Consider the following 23,858-nt stretch of genomic DNA (forward strand, 5'->3'; position numbering starts at 1 on the left):
GACCCGCCGGAGGCCAGCTGAGTGGTTACATGGTTACGGGCCTAGATGTTATCAATCATGGCCATGAGCTGGGCCTCTTCAAACCCTTTGAGCTGCAGGGCGCCGGAGCGGCAGGAGGCGACGCAGGCGCCGCACCCTTTGCAGATCACGGGGTTGATGATGGCCTTGCCTTCGTCCCTGCCCGATGCCTGGAGGCTCGGGGCGTTGTAGGGACAGACCGCCACGCAGACCCCGCAGCCGCTGCAGAGAGACTGGGAGACCTCGGCCACGTTTCCGCTGGTGTTGATGGTCTTGCCCGAGAGCAGGCGCGTGGCGCTGGAGGCGGCGGCCTGGGCCTGGGCAATGGATTCGTCCACCGGCTTGGGATAGTGGGCCAGGCCGCAGAGGAAGACACCGTCCACGGCAAAGTCCGAGGGCGCCAGTTTCACGTGGGCCTCGGCAAAGAAGCCCTCGTCGTTGATGGGCACCTTGAAGAACTGGGCCAGCTTCTCGTCCCGGTGGGGAACCACGGCCGCGGCCAGGGTGAGCAGGTCCGCCTTGATGGCCAGGGGGCGGTTGAGCACGTGGTCGGTGACGGTGACCGTCAGGTGATCCCCGCTGTTTTCCACCACGGGTTTGTCATCCACGTTGTAGCGGACAAAGATCACGCCTTTTTCCCGGGCCTCTTTGTAGAGGGCTTCGCGCTCGCCGTAGGTTCGGATGTCCCGGTAGAGCACAAATACCTTCATCTCGGGGTTCTTCTCTTTAAGATGCAGGGCCGAGGACATGGTGTGGGTGCAGCAGATGCGAGAGCAGTAGGGACGCCCCGGCTCCCGGGAGCCCACACACTGGATGAAGACGGCGCAGCTTGCTTTCTCCAGCATGGGATCGTTTGCGATGAACTTTTCGTCCAGCTCCAGGCCGGTCAGGACACGCGGATCCTTGCCGTAGAGGTACTCATCCGGCGTGTGCTCGGCAGCGCCGGTGGCAATGACGGTGACCCCGTGCTCGGTCTGTGTGTTCTTGTCCTTTTGGGAAATGGTGGATGAGAAGTTGCCCACAAAGCCTTCCACCTCGGAGAGCTCGGCCCCCAGGAACAGGTCGATGTTGGGATCGGCTTCCACCTCGGCGCTCATGGCTTTAAGGCCCTGCTGAATGGACTCACCCTTGGAGGTCGTGAACAGGCTGTTGGCCTGGCCGCCCAAACGCTCTTCTTTTTCCACGATGGAGACGTGGTACCCCTGGCCGGAGAGGGCTCTTGCTGCGGCCATGCCCGAGAGCCCGCCGCCCACCACCAGGGCGTTCTGGTCAATGGAGAGCTCGGCTTCGGTGAGGGGCGTGAAAAGGGCCACCTTGGCCACGGCCATGCGCACCATCTCCATGGCTTTTTCCGTGGCTTCTTCCGGGTGGTCCTTGTGGACCCAGGAGTTGTGGTTCCGGATGTTGACCATCTCAAAGAGGTACTTGTTGAGCCCAGCGTTGATGAGGGTCTCCTGGAAGAGCGGGTCGTGGGTCCTGGGAGAGCAGGCCGCCACCACGATGCGGTTGAGCTTCTGCTCCTTGATCACCTTGGTCATGGCGTCCTGGGTGTCCTGGGAGCAGGAGTAGAGGTTGTCTCCCACATACTCCACAAAGGGGAGATCCCTGGCAAAATCCCGCACGCCGGGCACGTCCACCACGCTGCCGATGTTGATGCCGCAGTGGCAGACAAAGACGCCGACCCGAGGGCGCTCGCCCGTGATGTCGGTCTCGGTGGGGGTGGCCACGGCCTTGGTGAGGGTGCCCCGGGCCGAGGTGAGGGCCGCGCCGGCCGACAGGGCGGCAGAGCCCGCTTCAATGACCGACTGGGGAATGTCCTTGGGGCCCTGGAGGGCGCCGCAGACAAAGACCCCGTCCCGGGTGGTGGCAACCGGGTTGAAGGAATCGGTCTTGCAAAAGCCTCCGGGGGTGAGTTCTACGCCCATGGTGTGGGCGAGCTCCTTCACCTCGTCTGAGATCTCCATGCCCACGGAGAGGACCACCAGGTCGTAGATTTCCCGGGTTACCTTGCCCGTGGCTTCGTCCACGTAGTCGATGACCTGTCCCACCTCGTCTCCGGCCTGGCTGAAGACCGAGTGCACGCGGCAGCGCACAAAGCGGATGCCGTGCTTCTCCTTTGCCTCGTTGTAACAGCTCTCAAAGCCTTTGCCGTGGGTCCGCATGTCCATGTAGAAGATGGTGCAGTCCAGGCTCGGGTCGTGCTCCTTGGCGATGATGGCCTGCTTGATGGCGTACATGCAGCAGACGCTGGAGCAGTGGCCGTTGTCGCAGGTGTTGATGTCCCGGGAGCCGATGCACTGGAGCCAGGCGATCTTCCGGGGCTCGGCGTGGTCGCTCATGCGCACCACGTGTCCCTGGTTGGGGCCCGAGGCGGAGAGGAGGCGCTCGAATTCCAGGGAGGTGACCACATCCGGGCTCTTGTCGTAGTTGTAGATGGCTTTGCCGCTGGGGTCGTAGGCCTTGAATCCCGGTGCCAGGATGATGGAGCCCACGTTGAGGGAGAGGGTTTTGTCCGTGTCCTCGTAGTTGATGGCGCCAGCAGGGCAGGTCTTTTCACAGATACCGCATTTGCCCTTGGTGAGCTTGAGGCAGTTGTCGGCGTCGATGCAGTACTTCAGGGGCACGGCCTGGGGGTAGAGGGCGTAGATGGCCTTTCGTTTGACCAGGCCCTGGTTGTAAACGTCTTCCACCTTTTTGGGACACTTTTCGGTGCAGGCGCCGCAGGCGATGCACTTGTCCATGTCCACATAGCGGGCCTTTTGAAAGACCTCCACCGTAAAATCACCCTTTTCCCCTGAAACCCCTTTGATCTCGGCAAGGGTGAGGAGCTCGATGTTCATGTGGCGTCCCACCTCCACGAGCTTGGGGGACATGATGCACATGGAGCAGTCGTTGGTGGGAAAAGTCTTGTCCAGCTGGGCCATGACCCCTCCGATGGAAGGGGCCTTTTCCACCATGTAGACTTTGTACCCGGAGTTGGCCAGGTCCAGGGCGGCCTGGATGCCGCCGATGCCGCCCCCGGCAATGAGTACCGATCCGATGGTTTGTTTTGCAGTCATTTCCAATCTCCTTACAGCCCGTATTCGGCCAGGTCCGGCCCGAGATAGGTGCGCTCGTTTTCTCCCAGGATCCCCAGAGAGAGGCAGATGAGGGTCCAGAGGTGCACGGTGTGATAGGTTCCCTCAAAGTGGTGGCCGATGTCCTCCACCTGGGCGTGGCAGTTGTGGCAGGGGGTGATGACGTAGTCGGCCCCGGTGGCCTGGATCTGATTGAATTTCACCTTGCCGTACGCCTGGCGCTCGTCCGTGAAACCGGCCTGGAGGGAGCCGCCTCCGCCCCCGCAGCAGAAGTTCATGGAGCGGTTGGGCACCATGTCGATGAAGTTCTCCTCGCCCACCACTTTTTTCACCACAAAGCGCAAGTCGTCGGCCAGCTTGTCCCCCAGGGACTTTCGCACCACGTTGCAGGGATCCTGGACGGTAAATTTGATGCCGCCTGTGTTCCAGTCGGAGTTGACCGGGAGTTTGCCCTCGCGGATCCACGTTGCGTAGTACTCGATGATGCTGCGGAACTCGAAGTTGTGGGGGATGTTGAACCGGCGGAGCCCCTGCCAGACCGCGAAGAAGGAGTGGCCGCACTCGGTGTTGATGAACACCTTGCAGCCGAGCTTTTCGATGTGCTCCACCTGTGCGCGGATGATTTTTTCCCAGGGTTCGTCATCGGCCAGGAACATGCAGTAGTTCTCGCCGCCCCACATTTTGGAGTAGTAGGTCCAGTCCGCCCCCACCGTGTGGAGGATCTTCCACAGGGGGAGGAGCTCATCCGGTTCGGTGACGGGCTCCCGTGAGTTTTGGTTGAGGGCAAAATAGGCACCCTCTCTGTCCAGGTCGGCCCGGAGCTCTTCAAAGCCGGGCTGCTCGCGGCACTCCTCGGCCAGGTCCTCGATGGTGAACTTGAAATCCTCCAGGGGCACGCCCATGGCGCCGCCCTCGGAGTTGATGTGGTGGTCGCAGGAGCCGAGGATCCCCTTGGGACGCTCCTCCCGTGGCCACTCCGCCCGCAGGTCGTAGATAAGCTGGGGGATGTCGATGCTCATGGGGCAGGCGTCGTAGCACCGCTTGCACATGGTGCAGACCCATACCCAGGGGTGGCGCTCAAGCTGTTCATCCATGCCAAGGACTGCCATGCGCAAAAACCTGCGCGGGTCCATGCCCATCTGTCCTGTTGCCGGACAGCCGCTTGCACAGGTGCCGCAGGTGAGGCAGGCGCTCAAGTTCCCGTCCGGGATCATGGCCAGGGCCTTGTCTCGAATGCGTGATGGGGTTCCGGTTACTTCCAGTGGTTCAATCATTGTGTGGTCGTCTCCTCTTCAAACAACGTCTCGCTCCGCCGCCCGATGCATGCACCTCGGGTGGGCGGGATGTAAGATTCCCGTGGTCGACGGAAATGGTGTCCACAATCATCAGGAGCCCGGTCCGCAAGAACCAGGCAAGGGGAGGTGAAGAGGAAATGGGCCGTTTAGATAAAAGGCGGGGCACATTTCCGGGTATCACCTGACGCACGCACAGAGGGCGTGCTTACCTGCAACGGAAATCCGCCGAGCACGGGCGGATTTTGTTGCTCTGTCAGTTGTACCCGGAAGGAAATCGCATCATGTCTCCAGTGCAGTCAGTGTGTGGGGGACCGAAAACGCCTGCAACCCCTTTGCCTGAGGGGTTCGGGTCGGTCCATGGGATTCGGTTTAGTGATATATAGACATATTAAATATGTCAAATAGGAATATTGAATATTGCTACAGAAAAAGATTGAGGAAACAAATCGTTTCGTTGCGGATTAAAAACGCCCCCAACGCATGGGATGCGCTTTTCTCCTGTGCAAGGGCAAAAGCCCATCTCCCTTGATGTAGTTTGCCCTGGAAAAACTGAACGGGGTTCATATCGTCCTTGATCGTGTCTCGGTGCAGGAGATGATTTTTGGAGGAATGTCCCGGGGAAGTCTGTCAATTTTATTCTCTCGGCCCCGGCGTGGCAAAGCCCCGTTCAGTAGGGCGTACGGCTCAGGAGACACGATTTTTACGGGGGCTTTTCATGCAATGATGAAACATGGCGTGGATGTCCTGTATTTAAGGGGCGATAGGGGCTGCGGGAAATTAATTTGGTAAATTTTACTAAATTGTGCGTTCCTTTTGGCGATACGTATTCTAATCACTATCATTTACAAAATGGAAAGAAGATCAGTTACACAAACCATTGGACATGGGCCTGTATTGGTGCCCATTCCGGGAAATGATTCTTCTAAACGGGGGAAAATAGCGGGGAGAATTTCAGGAAAAACAAAAAGAATATACCGAGATGTTCAGCACGTGCGGGAGTGCCGATGGTCCCGCCTCGGATCCGTTGAGGGGAGTCCTCAGATTTGGTCGGCAGCATGCTGTGCTGCCGTGACACGGATGTCACATCAAAGACGATAAGGAGTGGTAATGTTCAAGAAGGTCTCAATCAAAGCAAGGATCTATATCATCATCGGTATGGTTTTCTTTCTCTTCATCGGGATGCTGGTCGGATCATTCAAGATCGGTTCCATGGCAAGGGACGCAGGGATCCATGAAGCCGGAGAGGTGATGTTGAAGGGGCAGAAGGAAAAGCTCAAGGTGGCGACCCACGCCATGGCCCTGGCCCTGGGCACCGCCCTTAAAAAGGCGCCGGAATCCGAGTCGGTCGAAGACGTTGTCCGGGAGATTATTGTTCCCATTCGATTTGAAGAGGACCGGTCCGGCTATTTTTTTGTCTATGACGGTTTTAAAGTGGTGTGCAATGCAGCCAACCTTTCAATGACCGGGGAAAACAGAAAAAATTCCAAGGACGCCAACGGCGTCTACTACCTCATCGAGCTTGAAAAAGCCGCCAGCGCCGGGGGCGGGTTTGTCCCCTACAGCTTCCAGAAACCCGGAAAAGGGGTTCAGCCCAAGATCGGCTACGCCGAGAAAATTCCCGGGACATCCTACTGGGTGGGCTCCGGCGTCTACATCGACAACATCGAAGAAGAAAAGACCATTATCGAAGAGGTGATTGCGAGTGGCGTCTCCCGGGGCGTGACCCTGGTGGCGGGTATCGCAGGCGGATTCTTTCTTTTGATCATCCTTCCCGTGACCCTGATGATGGCTGTTGCCATTACCCGCTCCCTGAGGCAGGCCATCCTCGGCCTTAAGGACATCGCCGAGGGGGAAGGGGACCTGACCACCCGGCTTGCCATCACCAATGAGGACGAAACCGGGGAGCTGGCCCGCTGGATCAACGTGTTTATTGAAAACCTGCAGACCATCGTCCGGGATGTGGCGGAAAATGCCATGGGGCTTAACAGCGCTTCCACGGAACTCTCTGCCGTGGCCACCCAGCTCTCCCAGGGTGCCGATGAAGCATCCTCCCGTTCGGACAGCGTGGCTGCCGCCGCCGAAGAGATGAACGTTACCATGACCTCAGTGGCCGCAGCCAGCGAGCAGGCCTCCACCAACGTGGGCATGGTGGCCGCCGCCTCCGAGGAGATGAGCGTCACGGTCCAGGAGATCGCCTCAAATTCCGAAAAGGCCAGCGGCATTACCCAGGGCGCCGTGTCAAAGGCAAAGACCGCCACGGAAAAAGTGGACCTCCTGGGCGTATCGGCCGACGAGATCAGCAAGGTCACCGAGGCCATCACCGACATCTCGGAGCAGACCAACCTCCTGGCCCTGAACGCCACCATCGAAGCGGCCCGGGCCGGTGAAGCGGGCAAAGGGTTTGCTGTCGTCGCCAACGAGATCAAGGCCCTTGCCGCCCAGACCTCCGAGGCCACCCAGGAGATCAAGCGCCAGGTGGAGGGCATCCAGGGTTCCACCCGGGAGACCGTAACGGAAATCCGCTCCATCTCCGACGTCATCGTGGAGGTCAACGACATCGTCTCCACCATCGCCGCGTCCGTGGAAGAGCAGGCCGTCACCACCCGGGAGATCTCCGGCAACGTGGCCCAGGCCGCCCAGGGCATTGAAGAGGTCAACGGCAACGTGGCCGAGACCTCCATGGTCTCGGAGAACATCGCCCGAGAGATCAGCGCCGTAAACGCCGGGAGCGCCGAAATCGCATCCAGCAGCACCATGGTGAGCACCAGCGCAGAAGAACTTTCCCGGCTTTCGGAGTCTTTGACGTCCATGGTGTCGAGGTTTAAGGTGTAGGTCAGAAAGGCGAAGGGCTAAAGGTTGAAAGGCGAAGGGCCAAAGGCTAAAAGGCGAAGGGCCAAAGGCTAAAAGGCGAAGGGCTAAAGGCTGAAAGGCGAAGGGCTAAAGGCTGAAAGGCGAAGGGTTAAAAGCTGAAAAGGCGAACGGGCTAAAGGTTGAAAGCGAAAAGGGCCGTTTGCCCCATAATTGCTGAAAAAAGCGTCTCCACGCATACGTGGGGGCGCTTTCATTTTAACTTGACGTGATCAAATGATCGTATATTTTCCCTTAGCCCTTAGCCCTTAGCCCTTAGCCCTTAGCCCTTAATTTATACTCGGCCCCTCCATAAAATCAGTCTCCTGCATGGGGCCGTGGAACACCTCGATGCGGGTGCGGATGGATTCGAATTCTTCGTCACCGATGACGCCCTGAACCTTGAGCCAGTGAAATTTGCGGATCTCTTCGCCGGGGTCGTTGGCGTAATCGATCTCTCCGTACCAGGAGAGGAGCTGGCTTTTGCGTCGCTTCATAAGCTCGTCAAAAATCTCGTCATGGCGTTTGCCGCTGATCAGGTAAATATCCCCGGATTCGGTTTTCAAAACCGTATACCGGGTGAAGGCAAACCGATAGATGATAAGGCAGATGGATGCGGCAATGGGAAGGTAGAGGGCAGGGCCCGTCTGCTGGGACGGCACCGCAAGCCAGGTGAGGAGGCTGCACACCCAGACGATCCCGAGCACGGCCGCTGCGTTTCGAAACCAGGAATTTCGTGCTTCCACCATCGTCGTCTCCATGGGGATGTCGGCATAATACACCCCGAACGACCGGGATCCTGATTCCTGCCCCATGGCGTAGCTCAGGCGTTCCTTTTCAAAGGTGAAGCGCGTCCTGTTCAGGTAGCGTTTCTGTTCTATCTCCATGCATCCCTCCGGAGATGGCTGGGTTTACATACATGACTTGGCATGCAAGGCTCTGGCGAAAACAATCCCTCAGGGAGGATACCCTGAAGACGTGCGGCTTTATTCATATGACGGCACGCGTTCGGGCAAACATTAAACAAACTCGTCGTGAATGGCAATAACAATATGGTTCCTTAGGCAAGTCCGGGGTGTCTTTCCAAAGAGGGAAGCCATCGGTGAAGGGGTAATCAGGTCTCAATGGCTCGCTGCGTCCTTGCTCATCCGGGCAGGGACGGGGGTGATGCGCAAGCTTGAGGCTGCCGGGCTCTCTTCCACAAACAAGCGGCACCCGTAGACGGTTTCCAGTCGTTTTTTTTCCAGGACCTGGGGCGGCGCCCCTATGGCCGAGACAGTCCCCTGATGGATCAGGCACAGGGTATCGGCATACATGGCCGCCAGGTTCAGGTCGTGGGAGACCATCACCACCCCGGTTCCACGCTCCAGCTTCAACCTCTCCATCAAATCCATGACACGCACCTGATGGGCCAGGTCCAGGGCCGAGGTGGGTTCGTCGAGGAGAATGAACTCAGGCTGCTGGCATACGGCCCGGGAGATAAAGACCCGCTGCTTTTCCCCTCCGCTCAACGCGTCCACGGACCGGTCGGCCAGGTGCAGGACATCGGTAAAGGCCATGGCCTCTTCGGCAAGGGCCATGTCTTTGTCTTTGTGAAAGCCCAGCATGCCCAGGTGGGGCGCCCGCCCCATGAGCACCACCTCCCGGACCGTCAAAGAAAACGCACTCTCCACCGACTGGGGCAGAAACGCGATGCGCCGGGCCAGCTCCCGCCGCGTCATCCGGGACAGCGGGGTACCCTCAAGGGACACCTCGCCGGTTCGGGGGCGGGAAAGTCCGGCCAGGCATTTCAGCAGGGTGGTTTTACCCGTGCCGTTGGGCCCTGCGATAATAAAAAAGGAACCCCGGGGAACGGAAAGGGTAATATCCGTGAGCACTTCATGGCTGCCGTAGCCCGTGGAGAGCTCGCGGGTGGCGAGCTGAGTTGCAGTGGACGCATTGTTGTGTGTCATCATCGGGCCCTCCTTTTAAGGAGCATGATGAACAAAGGGGCTCCGATCATGGCGGTGATGACCCCCACGGGGATCTCTCCCTCCCTGGGAATCCACCGGGCCAGCAGGTCGCAGATGACCATGAAGGCGCCTCCGCCCACGATGGTGGCCGGCACCAGCACCCGGTGGTCCGAGCCGAACACCTGCCTGAGGATGTGGGGCACCACCAGACCCACAAAGCCCATGAGGCCGCTCTGGCAGACCATGGCGCTGACCATAAACGAGGTGGCGATAAGAAGGATAAGGGTGGTCCGCCGGATGGAGACCCCCATGGCACGCGCCATCTCTCGTCCCATAAGCATGAGGTTCATCTTGTGGGAGAGAAGAAAGATAACGACAAAGCAGGGCAGCACCAGAAGGGCCACCATGCCTACCTGGGGCATGTCTGCAGAAGAAAGGTCTCCCATGAGCCAGAACATGATGTCGTGGAGCTTGTTCTCTTCGGAAATGGAGATGAGAAACATGATCATCGCCGAGCAGAAGGCGTTGACCATGACTCCGGACAACAGCATGGCGTCCCGGCCCACCCGGTTCTCGCCCCGGGAAAGGACAAGCACCATAAAGAGGGTGACCATGCTGCCGGCAAAGGCGGTGAGGCTGACACCCGGCACCCGGGCAAACCCCGCAAGGATCCCCATGATGGCCCCGGTGGCTGCGCCGCCGGAGATGCCCAGGATATAGGGCTCGGCAAGGGGGTTTCCCAGAAGGGCCTGAAAGACAAGCCCGCCCAGTGAAAGGACCGCTCCGCAGAACAGGGCCATGAGTACCCGGGGAAGCCGGATACGTTCGATGATGGCAATTTGGAGGCTGTCTGCCTGGGAATCGCCCGTCACGAGCTGTGCCACGGGTGTAAGATCAATGCCCGAAGGCCCCGTGGCCAGGCCCAGGAGCACCGCAGCCCCCAGAACAATGGAGAGCAGGGCGGTGATAAGGAGAATTCGTTTCAGCAGGCGTCCCCGTACCCTGGATGTGTCGTTCACCGAGCCGCCTCCTCAAAAAGGGTGGGGTGGATCAGGGCCGCCAGCATGGCAAGGCCCTCCACCACACGCGGGGTGGGGCGATCCAGGATGTCCGAGTTGACGACATGGATGTTGTTGGTTTGGACGGCGGGAAGGGACGGCCAGCTTGCCCATTCCTGTCGCATGACCTCAAAATCATCGTTTCTGGCCATGGAGGTGATGATGATCATCTCCGGTGCCAGGGCCAGGACCTGTTCCTTGGAGAATCGGGGATAGGGCGTTTCGCTGGTGACGACGTTCTCGCCGCCCGCCCGGCGGATCATTTCGTTTAAGAAGGTGTTTTTGCCCACGGAGACAATGGGGGCGATGCCGATCTGGAAAAAGAGGCGGGGGGTGTGGGATGCCTTGGCAACGGTTCGGTCAATGGCCTCCAGCTGCGCACCCATGGCGCCGGTGATGGCCCGCGCTTCAGGCGTTGCATTAAGAATATTGCCTATCTCATTGATAGAACGGATGATCGTGTCAATACCGTCGGGATTGACCGTGTACACGGGGATACCGAAGGCCCTGATACGCTGGATCACGTTATCCGGGTTGCCGTCTTTTACCGCCAGGCAGAGATCTGGCTTTAAGGAGACAATGGTCTCCAGCTCCGGTCGGATGTAGCTGCCGACCCGGGGAAGCTTTTGTGCTGCTTCAGGGTAGTCGCTGTATCGGGTGACCCCGGCAAGGAGATCCCCCTTGCCCAGGGAGAAGACGATCTCTGTGATGCTCGGGGCAAGGGACACCACTCTTTTGGGGGCGTCCGGCAGCGCGACCACGCAGCCTGTGGTATCGGTGACGCTTTTGGCCTGCACACGGGCAGCGAAGAGGCCGCACCAGGCCACGCCCAAAGCAAGAAAGAAAAGGGTGCGTAAGGCTCTATTTTTCATGATGTTATCCGTGACCTCCCACGAAGCCGGGTTCGCGCACATCCCTGGATATGCTTGAATCCAAAGGGTTCGAGCCTGATTGCCGGATTCTCCCCTCAGGGAAAATTATCCTTGACATAGGACATTTCTATGGAATAGTAAACGAGAAATTCAGGTGCTTTTTCCTTTGCATGGTTCAAGGGAAAAGGAGAATAGGGAATCCCGTGAAATTCGGGAACGGACCCGCCGCTGTAAGTGGGGACTGTTTCGGCCACCATGCCACTGGGTGTTGTTAAACACTCGGGAAGGCGCGCCGGACGGGATGATCCGCGAGTCAGAAGACCTGCCTGGATGGAGATGTCTCAATGCCCGTGGTAAAGGCTGAGATATGCCGCGATGCATGCATGGATTGTGTGTCACGCTTTTTTTGTGGGAAAATACGGATCCCCGCACCTTGATACAGGTGCGGGGATTTTTTTGTTTTTATGCCCGCATCCCTCCATCCCGGCCTTACGCAACCCGACGGAGACCACTCCGTTGCCGTATCATTTGGAAGGAGTTTACGTACCATGGAATGGAAAAGCCTGATTGCCGGATTGGTCTTTACCATGGGAATGTACGCCGCCAAATGCGGCATCGGCCTGGCCTGCGGGTGGACGCAAAGGGAAAGCCGCCGCCTATCCTTTATCGCCGTGGCTGCCCTTGCCTATACCCTCCTGTTCGCCGGGTGCTTCCTGCTCCTTACCCGTGTCAACCTGTTAAACAAGCTGCTTATCGTAGAGCACCTGGTGAAGTGGGCCATGGCCGTTCACGCGGCCATGGCCTCGCTTCTCCTTGTGTGGGGCTCCGCCCTGCTGAAAAAACCTGCCGAGGGAACAGAGCCCGTGCGGGGATGGCTGCTCTTTGCCTTGCCGTGTCCGGTGTGTATGGGGGTGATTCTGCTGACCATCGCCTTTGTCATCGGGTTTTTCCCGGAAAATGCCCTTGCCATGACCGCCATGGCCTGGGGGATTTTCGCCGTCGTTGCATCGGTTGGCTTTCTGGCCACCCGATGCCTGGGGACCCGGTTCGCCCCCCCCCACCACGTCATGGGAACGATGATGGTCCTTGCGGCGCTCTGGTTTCTCCTGACGATTCTGGTGGTTCCCCATGTCTCGGAGTTGCCGGATGTGTTTGCCATGGCATCCGGCGCAGCCGATTCGGCCCGAGGCGGGGAGAACGCATCCATTACCACGGCCATTGTTGCATGCTGCCTCTTTGGGGGCGGCATCTTTCTGGATCGTTTTTTCCATACCCATTGACGCTTTTTTAAGGATTCGTACGTGCAAACGGCAGCTCTCATCAAAAGTTATATCTATGTGGTCTCATCATCCCTTCTCTACCCGGTCCTGATCCTCCTGGCCTTTCTCACCTTCTGGGCCGTGGTGTGTGCCGGGGCCCTTTTTTCCGAATGGGTGCGAAGGCATCGCATGGCAGGGGACAACGACGGCCCGGATGTGTTCTTCCGACCTGACCACGACCTGCATACCACGCCCCGGGTCAGCCGCTATGTGGCCCGGCTCAAGGGGCTCCTGGAAAAAAACGGCGGCACCTCGGCCCTTGAGGTGGAAGGGCTCCTCCAGGACACCACGCGCAGGCTCTTTTCCTCCCTGGACATGTATCGTCTGGTGGTTCGCGTGGGGCCGGGACTGGGCCTCATCGGAACCCTGATTCCCATGGGAACAGGCCTGGCTGCCCTGGGGCAGGGGGACCTGTCCATGCTCTCCTCGGAGCTGGTCATCGCCTTTACCACCACGGTGGTGGGTCTTGCCGTGGGGCTTCTGGCCTATCTCTTCCTCGTCATCAAGACCCGATGGGCCGATGAAGACCTTCTGAACATGGAGGTGGCCACCGAAGCCCTGGCCGGAACCCCGCAGGGCTCATCTTGCAACGGCACAACAGGGGCGTCCGCCGGGGAGGCGGCATGAGGTACCTGAAAAAACGCCGGTATGCCGTGGGGGGCGGAAACCAGACAAGGCCCATGGCCTCGGACCCCATGGACGGGGTGGCCAACCTGTTTGACATCGGCCTGGTCTTCATCGTGGGGCTTATCGTGACCCTGTTTTCAACCTATCGCCTCCACGACCTCTTCAACGAAGAGAGCGAGATGACCATCGTCAAAAAAAACAAAAACGGGGAGATGGAGATCATCACCAAATCCAAGCGAAAAATCGAAGCGCTGAAGGTCTCCAAAACCATGGGAGAAGGGGAGGGGCACCGCATGGGCGTGGCCTATCGCCTGGAAGACGGCTCCATGGTGTACGTTCCCGATGGAAACGAAGCCGGACGCACCGGACCAAGGGAGTAGATAAGACGCAGATATACGAATTATCCCGGCAGCAAAAAGTTTTCTTGCCGCCGGAGGCAATGACAATCGGAGTCATTAACGTTTACGCCACGCAATCAGGAAACCGACCATGACATGGATTCGCCGGGGGATGGCTGGGGCCGTTCTCACTCTTTTTCTCTTTGTTTTTTTGCCCGTTGCCCGGGCTGTTACCATCACCGATTCCGCAGGACGCACCGTCACCTTTGACCAGCCCCCCGCACGGGTGGTGTCCCTGGTGCCGTCCCTCACCGAAGCCCTTTTTGTCATGGGAGCAGGAGACCATGTGGTGGGGGTGACCCTCCACGACACCTGGCCTGCTGCGGCCAACACAAAAACCGTGGTGGGGGGATTCTTCAGGCCCTCGGTGGACAAGGTACTTTCCCTTACCCCCGACCTGGTCTTTGTCTCGGGCATACAGAAGGAGATGATAGACGCCCTTGAAGGCGCCGTACCCCTTGTGCAGCTTGACCCGGGCTCCGTGGACGAGTCCTTTGGGCAGATGCGGCTCATGGGGCGCCTCATGGGCTGCGAGGCCGGAGCGGAAAAAATCATCACGGACAACCGACAGATCCTTACCGATATCCGGAAAAAAACGGCGGCCATTCCTGCGGACAAACGCAAGCGGGTGATGCGCCTCATGGGACGCACCAGCATCATGACCCCCGGGGCCGACTCCTTTCAGCAGGAGCTCATCGCCCTGGCAGGGGGCATCCCCCACGGGATCAAACGGGACGGCGCCGTGATTTCCATGACCGACGCGGAGATTCTTGCCTTTAACCCGGACGTCATCTACGGGTGCGGTGGAGACAAAGAAGCCGCAGAGCTTCTTTACGCCAACCCGGCCTTTCAAGCGGTTCCCGCCGTTAAAAACAAACGCATGGACTACTACCCCTGCGAGCTCACCTGCCGGGCCTCCACCCATGTGGGCTATTTTGTCTCCTGGCTCTCCTCAAACCTTTACTCCGCAGAATTTTCCATCCGGAAAAACCAGATTCACCCCGATGCGGTAATCGAACGGACCCCGGTCTCCCTGGACCTGGCGTACGTAAAAAAAGCCAGCTTAAACCACGCCACCCTCTACGACTTTCCCTCCAGGAGCCTGGAGGTGACCTTCACATCCCCCAAGACCATCCTCTCTACCCTGGACGGCTGGCGGGAGAACATCACCACCGTGGGCAACAACTACATGCCGCCCCAGTGCTGGCGGCTGGCCCACGAAGGGGGCTTTGAGGGCATGAAGCAGGATATCTTCGCCATGCTGGGGGTCAAAGGGGAAACCACGAGTTTTCTTTTTACCGGGGCGGACATGGACAACTTCAGCAAAAAGACCGCCTCCTTCAAGGACATGAGCGTCACGGTGCTGGCAACGGCCGGGGTCTGCTCCAATGCCATGCGCATGGGCAAGGATACGGGCAGCTATTACGAGCCCGGTACCATCAACATACTCATCCTGCCCAACATGCACCTATCAAAGCGTGCCATGAGCCGCGCCATCATCTCGGCCACTGAAGGCAAAACCGCCGCCCTCCAGGACCTGGACGTGCGAAGCAGCTACACCCCTCTGGTGAATCCTGCCACGGGAACGGGCACGGACAACATCCTCATCGCCGAAGGGGAGGGCGTTTCCGTGGACAACGCCGGGGGCCACACCAAGATGGGCGAGCTCATCGCCACGGCAGTCTATGAAGCCGTTACCGAGGCGATCTTCAAGCAAAACGGCCTCACGGCGAATCGCAGCGTGTTCAGGCGCCTCAAGGATCGGCAGCTCTCCGTCTCCGATCTTGTGGGGGACAGCACCTGCCCTTGCAACGCATCCTCCGGCGGCGCGGGCACCCCCGCCTACGCCAAACTGGAAACCCTGCTGCTGGACCCGAAGTACGCCGCCTTTCTGGAGACGGCCATGGCCCTCTCCGATGCCTGGGAGCGCGGCCTGATTACCGATCTTTCCGCCTACAAAGGCTGGTGCAACCAGATGGCCACGGAAATCGCAGGGGGACAGGTTCCCGATAAGAGCTTCACCGGGGACACCGACCTGCCCAAGCCCCTTGGCCTTGCCGTGGACGCCCTGCTTAAGGGGATTGAATACAAAAAATAGACAGGGAGCAAAAGCATGCCTCCGGTGGCGAGGTGGAGCCACCTCGAAAGCTGATTGCGCGTGCGCATTTTCCTTCGTTCCTCAGAAAAATGCGCACGCGCCTTCGGCACGGGCTTCGCCCGATACGTAAGCTGGTGGTTTATGCAAAGGATCCCGCAAACCTTGGATGGCCAGGATGCGTTATCGTAACCCGTTGATGATCAGCTTGAACCGGAACAACTCCGGCGGCCAATCATTTAAAAAATTGGACAAACAGGTCTTGCGAACGTCTCTGACCGGCCCAAAGATATCAGCACGCCGACTGTTTTAAACATATCGGACATGCATCGTCTTCAGCCGTTCAGCCCAACGGGGCTGAACGGCTGAAGACGATGCGACCGGAACGTTTTTGCGGAGCTTTTTTCAAAAAGCGACCTGCCGGAGGCATGCTTTTTAACACCTGATGTACCCACGAGAAGGCATTGTCATTGAGAGTATTTATCACCACATGTCTGGCCTGTTTGTTTTTTGCCGTCGCTGCCCACGCAACAACGGTTTCCCTTGTCATCAGCGAGTCGGACACCGGGGTGGTGAGCCGTGGGCTCTCCGAACTCAGCGACACCGAGGACATCGAAGCCCGCTACTTCACCCACGCCGAACTTCATGCCTCTGAAAAGGCCCGCACCTTTCTGCGCTCATCGGACGTTATCCTGGTGGATGTGATGCACCGGGAGCTTCCCGCATATTTGGACACCCATGTGGACTTTTCACAAAAGAGTGTGTTTGCCCTGCGGGGCTCCCGGGACACCGAGGGGCTCAAGAAAAAAGGGTACCGTTTTGATGACAAAATCCGGGGGTGGTATTCGGTGCTCACCGAGGCCCATGTTGCGTCCATGGCCCGGTGCGCCGTGGCTGTGGCCCTGGATCGCCCCGAGGGGTGTGCCGGTGAGCCGGTGCGCATTGAAAGCGGTATCTACCACCCCGATGCACCGGAGCTCTTCGATTCCAGGGAGGCCTACCGCAGCTGGTACCATCCGGTGAAGGGCGCGCCGTGGATCGGGGTGACGTTTTACACCCCCACGGTACTCCGGGGTGACGAAGGATCGGCGGCGACCATTATCAGGCGTCTGGAAAAAGAGGGCTTTAACGTGCTGCCCTGTTTCGGGCGGGAGAAGGTCCTTTTTGACAGGTTTCTCCTGAACGATCATCGCAAAGGGCGCGTGGACCTGGTCCTCGCCTTTTCCATGAAGTTCTATTCGGCCCTTTCCGAGCCCACCAAAAACGGGTTGCGGGATTTGGACGTGCCCGTAATCAACGCCGTCACCCTCTACTCCACAAAAATCAACGCATGGCGAAAAGACCCTGTGGGAATCCCCGTAACCGATCTGATGTGGGCGGTGGGAAATCCTGAGATTTCAGGCCTCATCGAGCCGACGCCCCTGGAAGGCAAGGTGAAAGTCCAGGGGCCGAAAAAAGAAAAACCCCTGTTTGCCACCGTGCCCATCGAGGAGAACATGGATCGGCTCATGCCCCGCCTCAAGCGGTGGATCGCCCTGCAGCGAAAGCCCAACGCCGAAAAAAAGCTGGCCCTTCTCTACTACAACCACAGCCAGGGCAAACAGAACATCGGGGCCAGTTACCTTAACGTCTTCCGATCCATCGAAACCCTCATCACCCGCTTCCGGCAGGAGGGGTACCGGATGGGTGACGGCAGGGATCTTTCCGAGGCCGCCATCAAGGAGATGATTCTGCGTACCGGCCGAAACATCGGCTCCTGGGCCCCGGGGGAGCTGGACAAACTGCTGGCAGCGGGCAAGGTGGTGCGGATTCCGATGGCCACTTATGCTGGATGGTTTCGGCAGCTTCCCAACGCCTTTCAGGATGCTGTGATCAAACAGTGGGGGCCACCGGAGTCTTCCTCCATCATGGTGAAAGACGGCCAGTTCATCCTGCCGGTGGTGATGAGCGGGAACCTGGTGATGATGCCCGAGCCCTCCAGAGGCTGGGGGGACGACCCCATGAAGCTCTACCACGATCCCAGCGTGTGGCCCCACCATCAGTACATCGCCGCCTATCTCTGGATTCAGAAGGGATTTAAGGCTGACGCCATGATCCACCTGGGAACCCACGCCACCTACGAATGGCTTCCGGGCAAACAGGCCGGGCTCTCCCCGTCCTGCCCGCCCGAGGTGATGGTGGGGGACCTGCCCAATGTTTACCCGTACATCGTGGACGATGTCGGCGAAGGGATCCAGGCCAAGCGGAGGGGACGCGGGGTGATCATCGATCACATGACGCCCCTGTTCCAGAAAGCAGGACTCCACAGTGATTACGCCACATTGTACGAGCTCATCAACCGGCTTGCCCGGGGCCGGGCCGTGGGCAGCGCCACCGTGCCTGCCATTTTAGAAGAGATCAAGGCCCTCTCTGCCAAGACCGGATTCCACGAGGAGCTCTCCCTGTCCAGCTACGACGAGGGCGAGAGCGAGACCCTGGAGCACGCCATCCTGGAGTTGAAAGAGACCCTCATGCCCCATGGGCTCCACACCTTCGGCATGTCGCCGTCAGACAAAGAGGCCGACGACTTTTCCGCGCTGGCAGCAGAGCTCCGGCCCGGTCTGGATACCGGGGCCATGGCCCAGGGAATCCGGGACTCCGGTAACCTTGAGCTGGAGCGCACCGTCCGGGCCCTTTCCGGCCGGTTTGTCCCGGCGGGGGAGGGCAATGACCCCATTCGGAACCCTTTGTCCGTGCCCACGGGCAAGAATTTCTACGGTATCTCGTCGTCCAAGATCCCCACCAGGGAGGCCTGGAAGCTCGGAGCCAAAGCAGGGGAGCAGATTCTTCAGCGGCAAATCCGTGAAAAAGGGGAGTACCCGGAAAAGGTGGCCGTGATTCTCTGGGCCACGGAGACCCTTCGCAATGAAGGCATCAACGAAAGCACCATTCTCTGGCTCATGGGGGTCGAGCCGGTGTGGGATGCGTCCGGGCGCGTTTCCGGAACGCGTGTGGTGCCCGGTGCCATGCTGGGGCGGCCGCGCATTGATGTGCTCATCAACCCTTCGGGGCTCTACCGAGATCTTTTTCCCGAAAAGATGACGCTTCTGGACAAGGCTGTGCAGCAGGCCATCGCAGCAGATGATGTGGAGAATTTCCTGGCCAAGCACAGCGCACGGACCCGTAGCACGCTGGAAGAGCAGGGCATTTCCCCTGAACAGGCCGAGATCCTTTCCCGGGTCCGCATCTTTACCGGAAAACCCGGTACGTACGGTAACGGGGTCTCGGAGATGACGGGCATGAGCGGTTTCTGGGAATCCGACCAGGAGATCGCTGACGTGTGGAAGCGGCGCACCGGGTTCGCCTTTGGCCAGGGCCTCTGGGGCGAGGAGGCGCAAGGGCTGCTGGCCGAGAACCTGAAAAACGTTTCAGCAACGGTCCACAGCAGCTCGTCTGCCCTGTACGGCACCATGGACAACGACGATGTTTTCCAGTACCTGGGTGGCCTCTCCCTTGCCGTGGAAAAAGAGACGGGCACACGCCCCGACGTGGTGCTGACCCGCCAGGGCCGCCCGGACACCGTCACCGTGGAGGGCATCGATAAGACCATCGGCCGGGAGCTCAGGAGCCGCTACATCAATCCCAAATGGATTGAGGCCATGAAAAAAGAGGATTACGCCGGGGCCCGGGAGATGGCCCACTTTGTGGAGTACATGTGGGGCTGGCAGGTGACGGTTCCCCATGCCGTTAAAGAGAGCTCCTGGCAGCAGACCTATGACGTCTATGTGAACGACAGCCTGGACCTGGACCTGAAAACCTTTTTCAACAAGGCCAACCCCTGGGCCTATCAATCCCTTACGGCCCGTATGCTTGAGTCCGTAAGGAAAGGGTACTGGACCCCGGATGAATCCGTGACGAAGAACCTGGCCAGAGAATACGCCGTGGGCGTCATTGAAAAGGGCGTGGCCTGCTGCGATCACACCTGCAACAACCCCTTGCTCAATCAGATGGTGGTGACCCTCATCTCCATGCCCGGCATGCTCTCCCCGGAGATGGTGGAAAAATTCACCCTGGCCATGGAAGAGGCCGTGGGCACGACCCTTGAAAATCAACGAGCCAAACAGGCAGCGCTCCACGACAAGGTGCTGGCGGCCGCTAGCACCAAGCCCGGCACAGCTGCGGATAAATCCGAGGTATCAGAAACGGACCATGCAAAGCAGGAAGCGGCCGAAAAAAACGAGGTCGCGGAGACCGGCAGCGGTGACAGAAAAGTCCAGGGGTACAAGATGGAAAAAATCGAAACCAGGGAAGAGACCACAAAACTCTCCTCATCGGGGGTGATGTGGTATGCGGCGATTTTTCTCCTGGGCTTTATCGGGCTGTTTGCCTGGGGCATGGGCAAGGTGGATGCATAACCCGGGTATTTCGTGGAACCCTGCAACCGCAGGCAGTCTCCGCCGGAGATACTCATTATCAAAAAAATGTTGTACCTGGGGCGATTGCTTCTGGTAGTAGTTAAGTCGTTATAAAAAGTACGATTCAGATGTCTTCGGCGGTTCCGAGTCGTGGGCAGGATCTGTTTGGCAAACCTTTTAAACGTTTGCGATCCGGCAGAGCCGCCGTAGGCAACTTTGAGCTGAATAGTTACAAAAAAAAATTTGGAGGAACATATGAAGCCGGTCATCGTACCTGTGGCCTTCGGGACCACCAGCAAGGCCCTTGAGACCTACACCGTCATTGACGAGGCCATCAAGCACCGCTTTCCGGAACATGAGGTGCGATGGGCCTGGTCCTCGCGGATGGTCCGGGATGCCATGAAGAAAAAAGGACGCCATTTCCCCCATCCCCACGAGGTGCTGGCCGAGCTGGCCGACGAAGGCAAAGAGTGGGCGGTGATGCAGTCCATGCATCTTATCTGCGGCCATGAGTTCACCCGGCTCCTTGAGGAGGTCCATACCGGAAAACCCCGGATCTCCGTGGGACTTCCCCTGATTACCTCTCCCGAGGATTGCCGCTGTGTGGTGGACGCCCTGGGGCACCTGGTCTCGGACCGCAAAGATGAAGCCACCCTGTTTATCGGACACGGCACCGATCACCCGGCATGGACCACCTACTTCGCCCTGGACGCGATGCTGAAAAACGCATACGGTCCCAGCGCCTTTACGGGGGTGGTGGAGGGTTTTCCCGAGGCTGAAGATATCGTGGATACGGTTAAAGCAGCCGGTTTTACGCGGGTAAAGATTGTTCCATTGATGCTGGTGGCAGGAGTGCACTACCTCGAAGATCTGACAGGTGATGACGAAGACTCCTGGAAAAATCTTTTTGCGGCAGAAGGCATCGAATCAAGCTTTATCGACCGGGGCATCGGGTACATGCCGGAGATTGTGCGGCTCTTTGTCCGACATCTGGAAGAGGCCATGGACATGGTCCTTGAGTCGGAAGCGGTGTGACACCTTGAAGAACTTTTTTTCTTGTAACTATTCAGATCAAAAAAGCCTCCGGCGGCCCTGCCGGGGGCCAAACTTTTAAAAAGTTTGATAAACAGGTCTCAAGTAATCATTTATAGGCTCCGTCAAAACGAAGCACGGGTGCATTAGAAACGTTTTTTGCGGAGCTTTTTTTCAAAAAAGCGACCCGCCGGAGGCAACTGAATAGTTACTTTTTCTTTTGTGATACGCTTTGTGTTTCGCTTTAATGTCGGCATTTTATACCTTTAACTTCAGGTGATTGAAAAAGAAAAAAACCGTACCTTCTGTCCACAAACAGATAGAGTGACAAAAAAGACAAGAAAGTGTTTGACACACGGCGAATATCTTGTGTAGATAAACATACAAATTGATCTCTGGTGCGCGCTTCTTTTTTAGTAAAAGGGACGCTGCTTAAAAGGGAACCCCGTGAGAATCGGGGACGGGCCCGCCGCTGTAACCGGGGACGAACTTCGTACATACGCCACTGCTCATGATTTGAGCGGGAAGGCGCGAGAGTTCGGACGATCCGGAAGTCAGAAGACCTGCCAGGGTGAATTCACCTGCTTATGTAGTTTAACGTACAATCAGGTGAGGGGTTTCGTTCTCGCGGTAGGAACGGGAGACCTGATCAGACGACATGGGAAAAACGGCCCCATGCCACCTTTGCGACCAAAGGGCGGCATGGGGCTTTTTTGTTTCAGGCGATACATCCGTGGTGTCTCACTTCTCTCCTTATAGCCATTCCTTCCTTGAATGGGTCAATTTCCCCGTAATTTGGAGCAACAGTGGTTCAGGTGGCCGTTCTGCATGGAAGGTCGCCGCCTTCGGTGCAAAACAAAGTCTTATGTTTGAGGAAGGAAACACAATGAAACGAAGTCTCATGATTGGTGCTGTCGCCGCCTGGGTGGCTGCCAGCTCCCCGGCCTGGGCCACGGATGCTGCCCTGGATGAATATGTGGTGACCGCTTCGCGAGCCAAAGAGAGCATCACGGAAGTGGCGGCGGCTGTGACGGTGATTGACTCAGAAGCAATTGAGAACTCCTCGGCGAGAAACCTGGGAGAGCTTCTTGTGGAAAAAGGCGGCGTTCAGATCCGCGAGTACCCCGGAGCTCTGACGACCGTGAAGATCCGTGGGTTCAGCACAGACACCCATGGAAACGATCTGATGGGCAATGTACTGATCCTCATTGACGGTCGCCGTGCAGGGACCGGCAACGCGGCCAAACTGATCACAAAAAATGTCGAACGTGTGGAAATTATCAAGGGGCCAGCTGCCGTTCAATACGGTTCGGCGGCCATGGGTGGCGTCGTAAACGTCATCACCAAAAAAGGGAACGGAAAACCCGCTGTTTCAGCTTATGCAAAGACCGGCTCTTATGACTACAACGAATTTGAAACTGACGTGTCGGGAAAAACAGGGAAAATTGATTTCTCTGCGTCTGTGTCCCATTCCGAAGAAGGCGATTACGAAACAGGCAGCGGCAAGGAATACTTGAACACAGGCAATGATGGCATCCTTCGTGCCAGCCTGAACACAGGGTATGAATTTTCTCCCGGACACCGCATCGGGTTGACCTATACGCTCTTTGATGGCGATAACATCGGTAACCCAGGCAGTATCGAGGCAAACGATCTGGACAACACAAAAGATTCTGAAAACAGCTCCTACGACATTACCTACGACGGGAAAAACGGCACATCGTCCCTGGCGTGGATGCTTCGATACTTCGGCGGAACGGACAAAGACACGTGGAATGACCCTGTAGATAGCAATGCCTCGGGATGGGATGACGGAATACCCAGTGAACATGAAACAGACAGCAAGGGCGCTCAGGCCCAGGTTTCATACGATGGTCAGCGGTTCGGTCTTACCACCGGCGTGGATTGGGTGGATTATGATGTAACCAACGAGCCCAGTGCACCGAACAAAACAGCATTTGACAACACAGCTGGATTTGCACTGGGAAAGGTTAAATTTCTTGATCAGAAATTGATTTTCCTCGGCGGTGCTCGATATGATCACTACTCCGTGGATATTTCGGGTGACCAGGGCAACGACAAGTCCGACGATGACCTGAACCCAAGCCTGGGTGTTGTTTACAATCTGACCAAACAGATCAAGCTCAGGGCATCCTTTGCCGACGCCTTTCGCATGCCGTCTGCAGAGCAGCTGGCCGCTGATTTTACGTCATACGGAACGCATTATGTGGGCAACCCGGATTTAAACCCGGAAAAAAGCCGAACCTATGAAGCGGGAGTGGATGTCACCCACGGTCGTTTAAAAACAGGCCTTACCGTTTTTACCACTGAATATGATGATAAAATCGTGACGGACCAGCAGCATGGCTTTACTACCTACAAAAACCTGGATGAAGCAACCATCAGTGGTGTTGAAGGGGAATTTTCTTACACCTTCTCCGATCTTTTCGGGGGCTGGGAGCTCAGGCCCTACGCAACGCTGACACATCTTTTTAAATACGAGGATGCAGAGACTGACAAGGATCTCAAGTATACATCGGATCTCGACATTTCAGCAGGTATCGCCTTAACGGATCTGGATGGGTTCTCTTCTGATCTCAGCGTCTCATACCTGAGCAGCCAGGATGTGGTTAAATACAACCCTGACTGGTCAACATCCGATGTGACACTTCCTTCGGTTACCGTCACCAATTTTACCATCACCAAACGCGTGCTGACCACGGACAAGTTGGGGAGCCTGTCCCTCCGCGGTGAAGTGAAAAACCTGTTTGATGAAGATGCGGCCTATGTTCTGGGATACCCCATCCCAGGCCGCCGTTTTTTTGCCGGGGTTACCTGGTCCTACTAGTCCGGGTTATCCCCACGACCCGGGCT

The 23,858-nt window shown here is 57.8% G+C and carries 14 protein-coding genes and 2 riboswitches; of the genes, 8 read left to right on the plus strand and 6 right to left on the minus strand.

The genetic code is table 11. From position 1 onward, the window contains the following. Window positions 1-41 precede the first annotated feature (41 nt). Window positions 42-3,077, minus strand: a complete 3,036-nt coding sequence (locus MSL71_RS22335) for an FAD-dependent oxidoreductase (protein ID WP_180145196.1) — start codon at window positions 3,075-3,077, stop codon at window positions 42-44. 11 nt (window positions 3,078-3,088) lie between these two features. After that, complete coding sequence (locus MSL71_RS22340) at window positions 3,089-4,369, minus strand: (Fe-S)-binding protein (RefSeq protein ID WP_180145199.1); 1,281 nt, start codon at window positions 4,367-4,369, stop codon at window positions 3,089-3,091. A gap of 1,128 nt (window positions 4,370-5,497) precedes the next feature. On the opposite strand from MSL71_RS22340, the gene MSL71_RS22345 reads away from it, so the two are divergent. Then, a complete protein-coding gene (locus MSL71_RS22345; RefSeq protein ID WP_180145202.1) occupies window positions 5,498-7,222 on the plus strand; it encodes a methyl-accepting chemotaxis protein in 1,725 nt (574 codons plus the stop codon). Between the two features lie 305 nt (window positions 7,223-7,527). Here MSL71_RS22345 and MSL71_RS22350 read toward each other — a convergent pair whose 3' ends face one another. The 4 genes from MSL71_RS22350 to MSL71_RS22365 all read right to left on the minus strand — a co-directional run bounded on the left by MSL71_RS22350 (window position 7,528) and on the right by MSL71_RS22365 (window position 11,119). Continuing rightward, window positions 7,528-8,124 carry a hypothetical protein gene (locus tag MSL71_RS22350; protein ID WP_180145205.1) on the minus strand — a complete coding sequence of 199 codons (597 nt, stop codon included), beginning with the start codon at window positions 8,122-8,124 and terminating at the stop codon, window positions 7,528-7,530. 234 nt (window positions 8,125-8,358) lie between these two features. Further along, entirely contained in the window at window positions 8,359-9,192 is an 834-nt protein-coding gene (locus MSL71_RS22355) for an ABC transporter ATP-binding protein (RefSeq protein WP_246317880.1), read from the minus strand. Next, complete coding sequence (locus MSL71_RS22360) at window positions 9,189-10,208, minus strand: FecCD family ABC transporter permease (RefSeq protein ID WP_246317882.1); 1,020 nt, start codon at window positions 10,206-10,208, stop codon at window positions 9,189-9,191. Before MSL71_RS22360 ends, MSL71_RS22355 begins: the two co-directional genes overlap by 4 nt. Beyond that, the gene (locus tag MSL71_RS22365; RefSeq protein ID WP_180145207.1) at window positions 10,205-11,119 is read right to left on the minus strand and encodes an ABC transporter substrate-binding protein; all 915 of its coding nucleotides are present in this window, start codon (window positions 11,117-11,119) and stop codon (window positions 10,205-10,207) included. The genes MSL71_RS22360 and MSL71_RS22365 overlap by 4 nt, the downstream gene beginning before the upstream one ends. 135 nt (window positions 11,120-11,254) lie before the next feature. Continuing rightward, window positions 11,255-11,463, plus strand: a riboswitch (cobalamin riboswitch). Window positions 11,464-11,667: 204 nt separating this feature from the next. On the opposite strand from MSL71_RS22365, the gene MSL71_RS22370 reads away from it, so the two are divergent. The 7 genes from MSL71_RS22370 (at window position 11,668) to MSL71_RS22400 (ending at window position 23,832) form a co-directional block, all read left to right on the plus strand. Continuing rightward, window positions 11,668-12,399, plus strand: a complete 732-nt coding sequence (locus MSL71_RS22370; protein ID WP_180145210.1) for a DUF2162 family putative transporter — start codon at window positions 11,668-11,670, stop codon at window positions 12,397-12,399. Window positions 12,400-12,420: 21 nt separating this feature from the next. Next, complete coding sequence (locus MSL71_RS22375; RefSeq protein ID WP_180145213.1) at window positions 12,421-13,065, plus strand: MotA/TolQ/ExbB proton channel family protein; 645 nt, start codon at window positions 12,421-12,423, stop codon at window positions 13,063-13,065. After that, window positions 13,062-13,445: a DUF2149 domain-containing protein gene (locus MSL71_RS22380; RefSeq protein WP_180145216.1), complete on the plus strand. Its 384-nt coding sequence runs from the start codon at window positions 13,062-13,064 to the stop codon at window positions 13,443-13,445. The genes MSL71_RS22375 and MSL71_RS22380 overlap by 4 nt, the downstream gene beginning before the upstream one ends. Before the next feature lie 109 nt (window positions 13,446-13,554). Beyond that, window positions 13,555-15,561 (plus strand): helical backbone metal receptor, encoded by a 2,007-nt coding sequence (locus MSL71_RS22385; protein WP_180145219.1) that lies wholly within the window; start codon window positions 13,555-13,557, stop codon window positions 15,559-15,561. A gap of 467 nt (window positions 15,562-16,028) precedes the next feature. Next, window positions 16,029-19,952, plus strand: a complete 3,924-nt coding sequence (locus MSL71_RS22390) for a cobaltochelatase subunit CobN (RefSeq protein ID WP_180145221.1) — start codon at window positions 16,029-16,031, stop codon at window positions 19,950-19,952. A gap of 255 nt (window positions 19,953-20,207) precedes the next feature. Then, a complete protein-coding gene (locus MSL71_RS22395; protein ID WP_180145225.1) occupies window positions 20,208-20,987 on the plus strand; it encodes a sirohydrochlorin cobaltochelatase in 780 nt (259 codons plus the stop codon). Window positions 20,988-21,363: 376 nt separating this feature from the next. Further along, window positions 21,364-21,569, plus strand: a riboswitch (cobalamin riboswitch). 73 nt (window positions 21,570-21,642) lie between these two features. Continuing rightward, window positions 21,643-23,832: a TonB-dependent receptor plug domain-containing protein gene (locus MSL71_RS22400; RefSeq protein WP_180145228.1), complete on the plus strand. Its 2,190-nt coding sequence runs from the start codon at window positions 21,643-21,645 to the stop codon at window positions 23,830-23,832. Window positions 23,833-23,858 lie beyond the last annotated feature (26 nt).

The sequence above is a fragment of the Desulfoluna butyratoxydans genome, assembly GCF_900699765.1.
Taxonomy (GTDB): Bacteria; Desulfobacterota; Desulfobacteria; order Desulfobacterales; family Desulfolunaceae; genus Desulfoluna; species Desulfoluna butyratoxydans.